11 protein-coding genes are annotated in these 12119 nt (G+C 76.2%); 3 read left to right on the top strand and 8 right to left on the bottom strand.

What is annotated here, in order from left to right; genetic code table 11:
• Nucleotides 1-216: 216 nt before the first annotated feature.
• Nucleotides 217-1467, bottom strand: a complete 1251-nt coding sequence (locus tag ACEPPI_RS37535; RefSeq protein WP_373919751.1) for an aminotransferase class I/II-fold pyridoxal phosphate-dependent enzyme — start codon at nt 1465-1467, stop codon at nt 217-219.
• Nucleotides 1468-1584: 117 nt separating this feature from the next.
• A complete protein-coding gene (locus ACEPPI_RS37530) occupies nt 1585-2157 on the bottom strand; it encodes a TIGR03086 family metal-binding protein (protein ID WP_373919749.1) in 573 nt (190 codons plus the stop codon).
• A 187-nt stretch (nt 2158-2344) separates the two neighbouring features.
• Here ACEPPI_RS37530 and ACEPPI_RS37525 point away from each other — a divergent pair, with 187 nt between their 5' ends.
• Both ACEPPI_RS37525 and ACEPPI_RS37520 read left to right on the top strand, forming a co-directional pair.
• Nucleotides 2345-3193, top strand: a complete 849-nt coding sequence (locus ACEPPI_RS37525) for a methyltransferase domain-containing protein (RefSeq protein WP_373919748.1) — start codon at nt 2345-2347, stop codon at nt 3191-3193.
• A 94-nt stretch (nt 3194-3287) separates the two neighbouring features.
• Entirely contained in the window at nt 3288-4040 is a 753-nt protein-coding gene (locus ACEPPI_RS37520; protein ID WP_373919747.1) for a nucleotidyltransferase domain-containing protein, read from the top strand.
• A 28-nt stretch (nt 4041-4068) separates the two neighbouring features.
• On the opposite strand, the gene ACEPPI_RS37515 is transcribed toward ACEPPI_RS37520, so the two are convergent.
• Nucleotides 4069-6036, bottom strand: a complete 1968-nt coding sequence (locus tag ACEPPI_RS37515) for a DUF5107 domain-containing protein (RefSeq protein ID WP_373919746.1) — start codon at nt 6034-6036, stop codon at nt 4069-4071.
• A 64-nt stretch (nt 6037-6100) separates the two neighbouring features.
• The gene (locus tag ACEPPI_RS37510) at nt 6101-6694 is read right to left on the bottom strand and encodes a GNAT family N-acetyltransferase (RefSeq protein WP_373919745.1); all 594 of its coding nucleotides are present in this window, start codon (nt 6692-6694) and stop codon (nt 6101-6103) included.
• A 34-nt stretch (nt 6695-6728) separates the two neighbouring features.
• Here ACEPPI_RS37510 and ACEPPI_RS37505 point away from each other — a divergent pair, with 34 nt between their 5' ends.
• A complete protein-coding gene (locus ACEPPI_RS37505; protein WP_373919744.1) occupies nt 6729-7478 on the top strand; it encodes a hypothetical protein in 750 nt (249 codons plus the stop codon).
• A gap of 63 nt (nt 7479-7541) precedes the next feature.
• On the opposite strand, the gene ACEPPI_RS37500 is transcribed toward ACEPPI_RS37505, so the two are convergent.
• Genes ACEPPI_RS37500 through ACEPPI_RS37485 form a run of 4 tightly spaced genes read right to left on the bottom strand, consistent with a single transcriptional unit; the run spans nt 7542 to nt 11995 of the window.
• On the bottom strand, nt 7542-7778 hold the full coding sequence (locus tag ACEPPI_RS37500; RefSeq protein ID WP_373919743.1) for a lipopolysaccharide assembly protein LapA domain-containing protein: 237 nt from the start codon (nt 7776-7778) through the stop codon (nt 7542-7544).
• A 33-nt stretch (nt 7779-7811) separates the two neighbouring features.
• Entirely contained in the window at nt 7812-9803 is a 1992-nt protein-coding gene (locus ACEPPI_RS37495) for a prolyl oligopeptidase family serine peptidase (RefSeq protein WP_373919742.1), read from the bottom strand.
• 13 nt (nt 9804-9816) lie between these two features.
• Nucleotides 9817-11160: a M20/M25/M40 family metallo-hydrolase gene (locus ACEPPI_RS37490; RefSeq protein ID WP_373919750.1), complete on the bottom strand. Its 1344-nt coding sequence runs from the start codon at nt 11158-11160 to the stop codon at nt 9817-9819.
• 1 nt (nt 11161) lies between these two features.
• Nucleotides 11162-11995 carry a M55 family metallopeptidase gene (locus tag ACEPPI_RS37485; protein ID WP_356218255.1) on the bottom strand — a complete coding sequence of 278 codons (834 nt, stop codon included), beginning with the start codon at nt 11993-11995 and terminating at the stop codon, nt 11162-11164.
• Nucleotides 11996-12119: the final 124 nt, after the last annotated feature.

Genomic DNA, 12119 nt, shown 5'->3' with positions numbered 1-12119 from the left:
TTGGTGATGTCCGTTCCGTGGTCGTTGATCTGGTGTTGTTTTGGGTTGGGGCCCCAACCGGTGGGTCGGGGAAGGCGGTTGGGGCCCGGGGGGGGGGGGGGGGGGGGGGGCGCGGGGGGGGGGGGCGGGGGGGGGGGGGGGGGCGGCGGGGGGGCGTCCGTCCGGTCCCTCATCGGGGGGGCTCCGTTCAGCGCGACCGGTTCGAGCGGGGGAAGGTCAGTCGGCCAGCCCGGCGAGCACCGACCCGAGCCGGTCCAGCGCACCCCGGACGTGCGGCAGCCCCAGCGGATCGCGGGCGCCGAGCGTGGCGAGCCGTTCCTCCGGGGTGGCCCCCAGCAGCGGTCCCGTCGACAGCCGCACGCGCAGCGCGCCCAGGTCGTCCGCGAACCGCTGCCCGCCGGGTGTCGGCGCGCCCAGCCGGGCGCCGAGCCAGTCCTCCAGCTCCATCGCGTCGCCGACACCGTGCCGGGCCAGCCCGGCGCGCAGCGGGTTCAGGTCCACGTACAGGTGCCGCCCGGCCTGCGGGGGCCGGGCGAGCGCCCCTACGGCCAGCAGTTCCCGGTGCGCGGCGGCGGCGACCGCGCCGTGCATCGCGGCGGCCGCGTACGCCCGCCCGGCGACGGCGTCGGGTTCGTCGAGGGCGTGCGCGGCGGCCCCCGCGACCGGCCCGGCGACCAGGGCCCCGGTGGCCGTGAGGACGTCGAGGGTGCGGGCCCTGAGCCAGGTGCCCCGCGGGGTGCCGGGGAATCGGAGCACGGCGGCGGGCCAGCCGGCCGGCAGCAGCGATCCGGCCAGGTCCACCAGGACGGCGGCCTGTTCGGGGAGCATCTCGGCGGGGCTCAGCACCAGGGTGTCGTACGGACGGTGCACGGTGTCGCGCCAGCTCTCGTCGCTGACCACGAACAGCCCGGCCGACTCCGCCGCCTCGCAGGCCTCCCGCACCATCTCGGGCGGCGGCACCGTCGCGGTGGGGTCGTCGGCCACCGACAGCAGCAGGACGCGCGGGTCGCCGCCCTCGGCCCGGACCCGCCGGACGGTCTCCAGCAGCGCGTAGGGGTCGGGGATGCCGCCGCACTCCGCCGGGGTGGGCACGTGGTAGGCCCGGCGTCCCAGCAGCCGGACCTGCGGCGTCCACCAGGCGGGACACGGCCGGGGCAGCATGACGTCGCCGCCGTACGCGCCGAGCAGGGCCAGCAGCAGGGCGGGGGCGCCGGGCCCGGCGGCCACGTTCTCGGGGGCGGTGGCGAGCCCGCGCCGGGCCCAGTACCGGCAGGCCGCCTCGTGGACGGCCTCGCCGCCGCCCGGGGGTTCGGGGGCGGCCCGGCCGGCCGCGTCCGCGAGCACGGCGGTCAGCTCCGGCAGGACGGGCAGGCCGGGCTGCGGCGCCGGAGGGCCGTAGCGGACCGGACCGCGTCCCCGCGCGGCCGAGCGCCAGTCCCCGGACACCCCGGCCGGCCCGTCCGCCATCCCCACCACGTGTCCGCCTCCCGCCGCTGCCACCGCCACCGCTGCCGTCGCCGCTGAACGATCAACTCTGACCTTTATACGATTATTCGTCCCACTGTGCCCGCCGGCCGCGCGCCGTCAGCCGCGCCTCCCGGTCATGGCCAGCAGCCGGGTCTGCGCGTCCGCCCCAGCGGGCACGTCCAGCGGCGCGGCGAACATGCCGCTCGCCGCGAGGCTGTCCACGTAGGGCATGACCTCCTTGATGGCGAACTCCACCAGCCCGTCCGGCAGCCGGTCGTCCGCACCGATCGCCCGCGCGAGGTCCCAGGTGTGCACGACGCAGTCGGTGGTCAGCTCCGAGCAGTACGCGGACCCGCGCGTGGGCCCGTACGAGAGCGCGACGGTCCGCTCCAGCGCACCGGGCGCGGCGAAGGCGGCGAGCGCTCCGGCCGCCGCCCGGTCCCAGGAGGCCACCGGGTCCGCGCCGAGCAGGTCCCCGGCGAGCCCGTCGCCGACCTCCGCGACCGTGCGGCCCTCGGTGAGCAGGGGCGGGATCCAGCGCTGTTCGCCCGTGACGTGGTTGACCAGGTCCCGCACGCTCCATTCGGTGCAGGGGGTCGGCGCGTCCCACTGGGCGTCCGCGACCTCCCGTACGCGCTCGCCGAACAGCCGCAGCGCCGCGGCGTGCTGTTCGAGCAGCGTCTCCGGCATCGGTCTCACCGTCCTCCGCGGTCGGGTCCCCCTGGGGCCCACTGTCCTCGCCCCTGCCTTTCCCTGCCACCGACCTGCTCAATCCCCTTGGAAATCAAGGATCGTGTCCACATGTCAAAACGGCCATCTCGGATTCCGGTCGAGCCGCTACCGTGATCATCACGCTTCGACGAAGAGGGGTGCAGCCATGAACGACACGCACGGGACCCACGAAACTCACGAGCCGCACGAGAGCGCCGTTTACACGCACGGCCACCACGAGTCGGTCCTGCGCTCCCACCGCTGGCGCACCGCGGCCAACTCGGCGGCCTACCTGATCCCCGAACTGCGTCCGGGCATGCGCCTGCTGGACGTGGGCTGCGGACCGGGCACCATCACGGCGGACCTGGCACGGCTGGTGGCCCCGGGCGGCCGGGTCACGGCGGTCGACGCGGCGGCCGACGTCCTGGAGCAGGCGGAGGCCCACGTGCGCGAACACGCGCCGGCCGGGGCCGTCGACTTCGCCGTCGCGGACGTCCACGCTCTGGACTTCCCCGACGACTCCTTCGACGTGGTCCACGCCCACCAGGTGCTGCAGCACGTCGGCGATCCGGTACGGGCCCTGCGCGAGATGCGGCGGGTCTGCCGCCCCGGCGGGATCGTGGCCGTGCGGGACGCCGACTACGCGGCGATGACCTGGTACCCGGCCTCCCCGGTCCTGGACGAATGGCAGGCCCTGTACCGCCGGGTCGCCCGCGCCAACGGCGGGGAACCGGACGCCGGCCGCCGGCTGCGCGCCTGGGCGCGGGAGGCCGGGTTCACAGACGTGACCTGCTCGGCCACGGCCTGGTGCTACGCGACGCCGGAGGAGACCGCCTGGTGGTCTGCGCTGTGGGCGGACCGTACGACGGCCTCCGCGTACGCGGACATCGCGGTCCGGGGCGGCCACGCGACGGCCTCCGGCCTGGGCTCCATCGCCGAGGCCTGGCACGCCTGGGGCGCCCACCCCGACGCCTGGTTCTCCGTCCTGAACGGCGAACTGCTGTGCCGGGTCTGACGGGTGCCGGGCCGGGAGCCGCCGCAGCGGGGCCGGTCGCCGCGGCGCGCAACGCCGTTGATCCGGGCCCGCGGGCCGTGTAACCCTGAGCGGCGTGACCACCACCATCACCGACCCCGTCGACCAGGCACGACGCCTCACCCGCGACCGTTTCCCCGACGCGGCGGCCGTCGTCCTCGCCGGATCCACGGCGTCGGGACGGGCCACCGCGCTCAGCGACCTCGACATCGCCGTACTGGTCGGGGAGGGGGGCGAGACCTACCGCGAGACGCTCCGCTTCGAGGGCCGGGTCGTGGAGCTCTTCGTCCACACCCCCACCGGTCTCGCGGAGCTCTTCGCGGCGGACGTCGCCGACCGCCGGGCGGTCCTGCAGAGCATGTACGCCACCGGCTTCGTGCTCGTCGACACGGACGGCGCGGCCGGGCGGGCCCGTGCCCTCGCCGAGGCGGACCTGCGCGCGGGGCCTCCCGCGCTGGACCCGGAGACGGCCGGGACCAAGCGGTACGGGCTGACCGACGCCCTGGACGACCTCGCCGACGCGGCCGACCCGGGGGAGCGACTGGCGGTGGCCGGACTCGTGTTCAACGCCGCGGCCGACCTGCTCCTCGACCACCGCCGCGCCTGGACCGGCAGCGGGAAGTGGCTGCCGAGGCGCCTGCTCGGGGCGGACCCGCGGCTCGGGGCGGCCCTCCTCGACGGGCACCTGCGCGTGGCCGGGACCGGGGATCCGGCCCCGCTGGCCGAAGCGGCGTCGGAGGTCCTCGGCCTGACCGGCGGGCCCCTGCGCGAGGGGTACCGCCGGACCTGGCGGGGCGCCATCGACCCGTTCGCCGCCGCCGGCCGCTGACCGGCGGCGGCCGTCGGGACCCCGGGCACTACCCCGGGGGCCGCATGCGGAAGTCGTAGGCCGCGGGCAGCGGGGCGTCCGTGAGGGTGGACCAGATCTCGGAGAGGGTCTCCTCCCCCTCCCGCAGGTCGGGCAGTTCGAAGCCGTCCTCGAAGACCCGGCGGGCGGCGCCCACGTGCCCCTCGGCCGCCAGCAGCCGGGCCGCGAGCAGCCGGAAGCGTCCCTGCTCGCGCAGCACGGGCCGCAGCCGGTCCCAGACCGCGCGGGCCGCCGCCAGGCGTCCGGCGGCGAGCAGCGCGGTCATCGCCTCCCGCCCCAGCGCGGACTCGGCGGCCTCCCAGCGCTCGCCGCCCCGGCTCTCCCGCGCCAGGTCCTCGAAGGCCTCCGCGTACCGGTCGGCGGACCGTTCCCGGTCGCCGGCCAGCGCGTCGGCCACCGCGAGGGCGCGCAGCAGCGGCCAGCGGGAGGGTGCCGGCGCCAGTCCGCGCTCCCAGCTGCGCACGGCCTGGGCGGTGTCGCCCGCGTGCCACTGGGCCACGCCCAGGTGGTACTCGGTCAGCGGGTCGGCCGGGGCGGTCTCCAGCATGTCCCGCCAGTGCGGCGCGACCAGCGCCGGCCCCGGCGGCACCACCGTGCGCGGGGTGGGGAAGGCCCCGCTGCGCCACAGCTCCAGCCAGGGCTGTTGTTCCTCCCCCAGGGTGGACTCCGGGAAGGGGGTGCCGGGGAGCTTGAAGCCTCCGCACAGCACCTCCAGCGCGCCCCAGCCGGAGCCTTCGGCCAGCCGCTCCCCCGGTTCGGTGTCCGCGTGCCCGCGCCACGCCCCGTAGGCGGCCTCCAGCGCCTCGGCCGGCAGCGCGGCGTCGAGGGCCGCCGAGGCCGCACCGCGGGCCTGCGCCCAGTCGGCGCCGTGGACCGCCGAGGGCTCCGCCGAGAGCGGGCCGTACGCCTCCATCCAGGCGAACTCCGCCCCGGCCTCCAGCCGTACGTGTTCCAGCTGGGTCCGGGCCAGCCCGGCCTGGATCTCGGCGTAGCCGCCGGTGCCCGGTGCGGTGAGCCATTCCTGCCAGCGCCGGCCGCCCGCGCCCGCGCCCCACACGAACAGCTTGCGGCCGCGCAGCCGCCCGGTGGAGGCCTGCGCCAGGCCGTGCCCGTCCGCGTCAAGGGAGGCGATCCAGGGCCGGGCCGCGTCCTGGACCTCGTAGAAGAAGTCCGCCGGGTGGGCGCTGTTCAGCGGGTACGTGCGGTCGGCGTCCTCCCAGCGCGGCACGGGGATCCGGCGCAGCGAACGCTCGTACCCGAAGTGCCAGGCCTCCTCGGCGGGGGCGAGCACGCGGCGGCCCGGCTCCTCCGGGACGGCGGTGTTGGACCACCAGTACACGGGGACGGGCCGCTCGTGCGGGTTGCGCACGCGGACGCCGACGTGGAGGAAGTCCGAGTCGGCGGGCAGCCACAGGTCCACCTGGAAGGGCAGGTCGCGCAGCCGCTCCCACTCCCACAGCCGCACCATCACGCCGCCGTCGGGGGCGGGGACGAGCGCGGCGTGCAGGGGGGCGCAGGACAGGGTGGTGTGTCCGGTGGCGCCGATGTTCCACTCGATGCCGCCGGAGAACCAGGCGCCGTTGAGGGCGAAGTTGGCGGGCTGGAACACCGGGTTGCGGTAGAGGAGTTCGCGTCCGGTGGGGAGGTGGACGAGGGAGTGGACCCGGCCGCCCAGCCCCGGCAGCACCGTGACGCGCAGGCGGCCGTTGTCGAGGACGACCGCCTCGAACTCCCGCTCCGCGCGCTCGCGTCCGTAGCCGTCGCGGACGTGTACCGGAAGCAGCGAGCGCAGGGGTTCGTGGCCGACCTGGCGGGCCATGTCGCGCGGCAGCCCGTGGCGCGACCGCTCGTCCAGTTCGTGCACCCCGTCGGGCGCGCGCAGGGCGGGGAGGGGGTTGTCGGGTCCCAACGGGGCTGCCGGGAGGGTCAGTAGGGCACGTCGGACGGTGGTGGCCATGAGGGAATGGAACACGCCGTCACGGCCGGTGCACAGGGGTTCCGCGCATCACCACCGGTCAGGATTACGCAAAGGAGCCCGTGGCCGGTCCGGCGGGCCGCGGGGTCGCACACATGTCCGCCGTCACGGCCCAGCGTTCGTGGTCCCGCCAGGCTCCGGCCACGTGGAGGAAGTCCGGGGAGAGCCCCTCCAGGCGGAAGCCGCGGCCCCGGACGAGGGCGATGGAGGCGGCGTTGCCCGGCTGGACGTTCGCCTCCAGGCGGTGCAGTCCGAGGCCGCCGCCCTCCTGCGGGGCGAAGGCGTGGGCGAGGACCAGGTCGAGGGCCTCGCCCAGGAGTCCGCGACCGGCGGCGTGCGCGAAGGCCCCGTAGCCCAGGGCACCGCAGCGGAAGGCGCCGAGGACGATGTTGTTGATGTTGACGAAGCCCGCGAGGGCGCCGGTGGCGCGTTCGCGGACGAGGAACCCGGCCCGCCCCTCGCCCCCGGCCAGCCGGGCGGCGTAGGGCTCGTACTCCTCCACCGTGGTGGGCGGGAACAGCCAGGGCTCGTGCAGCTCGCGGCTCTCGCGGGCGCGGGCGGTGAACTCGGTTCCGTCGGCGGGGCGGTAGGGGGCGAGGCCGACCCGGGGGCCCGTCACGAGGTACGGAGGAAATGGCATCGCTCCAGGCTACGGGACGTGGCAGCATCCCGATGTGATCATCACTCCCGGGAATTGCGAAACCGGCGGCACCGCGGCCCTGTTGCTCGCGGCGGCCCGCAACAACGCCGAGTGGGTCGCGGCCGTCTGCCGCGACGGAGCCTTCCGCGGCTCCGTGTGGAGCAGCGTGCGGCGCACCCCGCCGCTCTACCCCGACGCGGTCTCCCTCACCCCGCAGGCCTCGGCGGCGGACGTGGTGGACGGGATCGACACCGGCTCCCCCGGCTGCTCGGTCAAGGACAGCTTCGCCTCGCTGGACCTGGCCCCGGCCGGCTTCGAGGTGCTGTTCGAGGCCCGGTGGATCCACCGCCCGGCGGGGCCGGCCGGGCGCGCGGCCCCGGGCACGGAGTGGTCCGGGGTCCGGACCGCCGCGGAGCTGGGCGCCTGGGAGGCGGCCTGGGACGGTGGGGCGGGCGCCGGGCTGTTCCACGCGGACCTGCTCGCCCGGGACCTCGTCTTCCTCGCGGGCCGCTCCGCAGGGCGGATCGTGGCGGGGGCCGTCGCGAGCGCCGGGGGCGGTGTCGTCGGCGTGTCCAACCTCTTCACGGCGGACGGGGAGGACTGCGACCCGGCGGTCCAGTCCACGGCGGTCGACGCGGCCTGGGCGGCCGTCCTGGAGGCCGTCGCGGCCCGCTGGCCGGGGCTGCCGGTGGTGGGGTACGAGCAGGGGGAGTACCTCGAAGCCGCCGTGCGCGCCGGGTTCACCCCGATCGGCCCGCTGCGCGTCTGGCTGCACACCGGCTGATCCGCCGGGCGGCGCCCGTGTCCCCGCCGGGCCCTCGGGCGACGCCCGCGGTCCCCGCCCGGGCTACCTCCGGCGCCGGCGGGCCAGGTAGGCCCCGCAGACCGCGCCCAGCAGGGCCGCCGCCAGCAGGGCCACCCAGAGCGGCAGCGTGACCTTCGGGACCAGCACCCGGATCTGCGTCGACTGGGTGTTCTGGAAGATGAGGACCAGGGTGAGGACCACCAGGACGAGGAAGCCCACGCGGCCGGGGGTGAGCAGTGCGCGGCCCCGGCCGCCGTCGTTCGGTGCGTGGCGGGTCATGGCCCCATGATCGCCCGCATCCGGCGCGCGGGGTCAGCCGTGCAGGGCCAGACGGGGGACGTCGTCCCGCTCGAACCCGAAGACCTGCGCGTACAGGGACAGCTCCGCCTCCAGCGCCCGCACGATCGTCTCCGCGCGCCGGAAGCCGTGCCCCTCGCCCTCGAAGGCGACGTACGCGTGCGGCACTCCGCGCCCGCGCAGCGCGGCCAGCAGCCGTTCGGCCTGGGCGGGCGGGCAGACCGGGTCGTCCAGGCCCTGGAGCAGTACGAAGGGCGCGGCGATCCGGTCGGCGCGGGCCACCGGGGAGCGCTCGCGGCAGCGCACGGCCAGGGTCCGCGGCGGTCCGGCGAGACCGTCCACGTAGCGCGATTCCAGGTCGTGGGTCTCGGCGGCGAAGCCCCGCAGGTCCAGGACGGGGTAGCTGATCGCCGCGCAGGCGTACGGGCCGGTGGCGGCGAGCGAGGCCGCCGCCGTCCAGCCGCCCGCGCTGCCGCCGCGGATGGCGAGCCGGCCGGGGTCGGCGGTGCCCTCGGCGGCCAGGGCGCGGGCGACGGCGGCGCAGTCCTCGACGTCGACGACGCCCCACTGCTCGCGCAGCCGCTCGCGGTAGGCGCGGCCGTAGCCGGTGGAGCCGCCGTAGTTGACCTCGACGACGCCGATGCCGCGCGAGGTGAAGTAGGCGATGTGCAGGTCGAGCACGGGCGGCACGTGGTCGGTGGGGCCGCCGTGCGCCCACACCACGTACGGGGGCAGTTCGTCGGCGGGGGCCCGCCGGGCGGGGTGGTGCGGCGGGTAGACGTGGGCGTGGATCTCCCGGCCGCCGGGACCGGGGAAGGTCCTGGTCTGCGGTTCCGGGTAGTGGGCGGGGTCGACCGGGTCGGTGGCGGGGGCGCCGACCACCCGGGTGTGGCCGGTCACGGTGTCGAGTTCCACGACCTCGTAACCGCTGCGGGGACTCGCGGCGACCCCGTAGACGCGGGTGCCGCTGACGGCCAGCGCGGGCTGCCACGCGGTCCAGGGGCCGGCCGCGTCGACCAGGTGGCCGCTCTCCGGATCGAGGATGCCGAGGACGGCGGCGCCCTGGCCGTGCAGGACGGCGATCAGCCGGTCGGGCAGCGGGGCGAGCCAGCTCAGTCCCGGCTTCCACAGCGCGCCGCCGAACTCCTCCTCGCGGGGGCAGAGGTTGACGGCCGCCCCGCCCTCCGGGTCCACCCGGTACGGGTTCCACCAGCCGCTGCGGTCGCTCACCGCGAGCAGGGCCCCGTCGGCCGCCCACGCCACCTGGGCCACGGCCTCCTCGGGGCCGCCGAGCACGGTGCGCGGGGTGGTGAGGGTGCCGTCGGGGGTGATGTCGGCGAGCTGGAGTTCGGTGCCGTCCCAGGGCATCCGGGGGTGGTCCCACACCAGCCAGGCCGCCCGCCGGCCGTCCGGGGAGAGCCTCGGGCCGGTCCGGAACCGGTGGCGGTCGTCGGTGAGTTCCCGTACGGCGGCCCGGTCCTCGGCGGCCGATCCGTCGAGCGGGACGGCGGCCGTGACCCGGCGCACGTCGGTGGGCCCGGGGCCGGTGAACTCCTCCAGCACGCACCAGACCTCGGCGCCCCGCAGCACCGGGTCGGCCCAGCGCAGGCCGCCGCCGACCGGGGAGAGGGGGGTGAGGGGGCGGGGGTCCGCACTGCCGGGCGCGTCGGGCTCGTACGCGTACAGCCGCTGGTCGCCGTGGTGGACGAACACCACGAGCGGGCCCCCCGAGGGGCGCCCGGCGCCCGCCCAGGGCAGGCCCCCGTACTCGGTGAGGCGGCTGCGCACGTTCCACGGCGCGGGCAGCACCGAGCGGGCGGGGCGGCCGTCGGCGGGCCGGCGCACCAGGGTCCGACGGCCGCCCTCGCCGGGGCGGGGCTCGGTCCACCACACCTCGTCGCCGACGGTTCCCAGGTACTCGGGGCGGCCGTCGTGGGCGGCGGCTAGGGCGGCGTCGATCGGCGAGGGCCAGCTGCCGTAGGGGCCGTCGGAGGCGGGCGGAGCCATCAACGGGTGCCCCTCACAGGGTCCGCAGCGCGCAGTCGAGGACGCGGACGCCGAAGTGGAGGGCATCGACCGGGACCCGTTCGTCGACGCCGTGGAAGAGGGCCCAGTAGTCGAAGCCGGGCGGCAGCTTCAGCGGGGAGAAGCCGTAGCCGGTGATGCCGAGCCGGGAGAACTGTTTGGCGTCGGTGCCGCCGGCCATGCAGAAGGGGACCACGTGCCCGTCGGGGTCGAAGTGTTCGACGGCCTCGCGCAGGATGCCGAAGGTCCGCCCGTCCACGGGGGCTTCGAGGGCGACCTCGCGGTGGTGGAACTCCCAGTGGACGTGGGGCCCGGTGAGAGCGTCGAGGGTGGCGGCGAACTCGGCTTCGCCGCCGGGCAGCGTGCGCCCGTCGACGTACGCGGTGGCGTGTCCGGGGACGACGTTGAGTTTGTAACCGGCTTCCAGCATCGTCGGGTTGGCGCTGTTGCGGAGCGTGCCCTCCACCAGTGCGCCGGCCGGTCCCAGCTTGCCGAGGACGGCGTCGAGGTCGAAGCCGGGGGCGCGCGGATCCACCGACAGGCCCTGGACGGAGGCGAGTTCGGCGATGCAGGCGGCGACCGTGTCGGTGAGCCGGACCGGCCACTCGTGTTCGCCGATGCGGGCGACGGCGGCGGCGAGCCGGCTGACGGCGTTGGCCTTGTTGGGCTTGGAGCCGTGTCCGGTGGTGCCGTGCGCGGTGAGCTTCAGCCAGGCGGTGCCGCGTTCGCCGGCCGCGATGGGGTAGAGGGACCGGCCCGGCCCGGTGTGCAGGGTGAAGGCCCCGGACTCGCTGATGCCCTCCGTACACCCCTCGAAGAGGTGCGGGTGGTGGTCGGCGAGGAAGCCCGACCCGTCGACGGCGCTGTCCTCCTCGTCGGCGGTGTAGGCGATCACGATGTCCCGGCGCGGCCGTACGCCGTGGCGCGCCCAGGCCCGTACGACGGCCAGCACCATCGCGTCCATGTTCTTCATGTCGACCGCCCCGCGGCCCCAGACCACGCCGTCACGGACCTCCCCGGAGAAGGGGTGCACGCTCCAGTCGGCGGCCTCGGCGGGGACCACGTCGAGGTGGCCGTGGACGAGGAGGGCGGGCGCGGTGGGGTCGGTGCCCTCGACGCGGGCCACCACGCTGGTCCGGCCCGGGGTGCGTTCCAGCAGGGCCGGCTCCAGTCCGGCGCCGGCGAGGCGTTCGGCGACGTACTCGGCGGCGGGCCGCTCGCGGCAGTCGCCGCCGCCGCGGTTCGCGGTGTCGATCCGGATCAGGTCGGAGGTGAAGCCGACGACCTCCTCGAAGGCCGTCGCGTCGAGCGCGCCGATTTCGCCGTCCACCCATCGCATGTCAGCCATACTGCTCCTCCACGGCCGCGGAGACGACCGTCGTGACGGCTTTGAAGGTCCGGATCCCCTCGTACATGGTCCCACTGGTGTAGGCGATCCGGCGTTCGGCGCAGCGTTCGACCCCGGGAACGACCGTGGCGGCCATCGACAGGTGTTCGGCGTCGAACTCCACCTCCACCGCGAACGGGCCGCCGCGCACCGGCTCGTACCGGACGGCGAGCGCGACCGCCTCGGCGGCGGCGGCCCGGATGTCGGCGGCGGTGCGGGCCGGGGTGCGGCAGACGGCGGCGTAGCGCGAGACGTGGTCCTTGACGGCGACGGTGCGCGCGTCGGGGGCGTAGGCGGCGGCGTCGGCGCAGGTCAGGTCGTCGCCGGTGACCAGGATGACGGGGACCCCGTACTCGGCGACGACGTGGGCGTTGAGCAGTCCCTCGCTGGCGCGCAGGCCGTTGAGCCAGACCCCGGTGATGGAGTTGGCGAGGTAGGTGTGGGCGAGGACTCCCTCGGCGCCGGCGCCCGTGTGGTAGCCGACGAAGGCGATGCCGTCGACGTCGCCGTGCTGCACGCCCTCGACCATGGAGAGGGACTTGTGGCGGCCGGTGAGCATCTCGGCGCGGGCGTCGAGCCGCTCCAGCAGCAGGTTGCGCATGGTCCAGTGGGCCTCGTTGACGAGGACCCGGTCGGCGCCGCCGTCGTAGAGGCCGAGCACGGCTGCGTTCACGTCGGAGGTGAACATGGCCCGGCAGCGCTCCCACTGGGCGGTCCCGGGCAGTACGTCGGCGGGCCAGGTGACGCCGGTGGCGCCTTCCATGTCGGCGGAGATGAGGATCTTCATCGTGCCCCCGGTGGGTCGGGTCGCGGAAGGCCCCACCCTAGCCGCCAGGCCCCCTCCGGTCCCGGGGGCCACGCCCGGGGGCACGGCGCCGGGCGGGCCGGCCCTCGGGCCCGGTCGCGCGCCG

The sequence above is a fragment of the Streptomyces sp. AB3(2024) genome, assembly GCF_041862025.1.
Lineage (GTDB): Bacteria > Actinomycetota > Actinomycetes > Streptomycetales > Streptomycetaceae > Streptomyces.
The sequence above is the reverse complement of the archived record's forward strand: the minus strand, read 5'-3'. Positions and strand labels throughout refer to the sequence as shown.

What these genes read in the sequence shown, in the direction of transcription:
- ACEPPI_RS37485 (WP_356218255.1), bottom strand. Translation starts at nt 11,995, where the DNA reads ATGAAGATCCTCATCTCCGCCGACATGGAAGGCGCCACCGGCGTCACC.
- ACEPPI_RS37535 (WP_373919751.1), bottom strand. Translation starts at nt 1,467, where the DNA reads ATGGCGGACGGGCCGGCCGGGGTGTCCGGGGACTGGCGCTCGGCCGCG.
- ACEPPI_RS37495 (WP_373919742.1), bottom strand. Translation starts at nt 9,803, where the DNA reads ATGGCTCCGCCCGCCTCCGACGGCCCCTACGGCAGCTGGCCCTCGCCG.
- ACEPPI_RS37510 (WP_373919745.1), bottom strand. Translation starts at nt 6,694, where the DNA reads ATGCCATTTCCTCCGTACCTCGTGACGGGCCCCCGGGTCGGCCTCGCC.
- ACEPPI_RS37525 (WP_373919748.1), top strand. Translation starts at nt 2,345, where the DNA reads ATGAACGACACGCACGGGACCCACGAAACTCACGAGCCGCACGAGAGC.
- ACEPPI_RS37490 (WP_373919750.1), bottom strand. Translation starts at nt 11,160, where the DNA reads ATGCGATGGGTGGACGGCGAAATCGGCGCGCTCGACGCGACGGCCTTC.
- ACEPPI_RS37500 (WP_373919743.1), bottom strand. Translation starts at nt 7,778, where the DNA reads ATGACCCGCCACGCACCGAACGACGGCGGCCGGGGCCGCGCACTGCTC.
- ACEPPI_RS37530 (WP_373919749.1), bottom strand. Translation starts at nt 2,157, where the DNA reads ATGCCGGAGACGCTGCTCGAACAGCACGCCGCGGCGCTGCGGCTGTTC.
- ACEPPI_RS37515 (WP_373919746.1), bottom strand. Translation starts at nt 6,036, where the DNA reads ATGGCCACCACCGTCCGACGTGCCCTACTGACCCTCCCGGCAGCCCCG.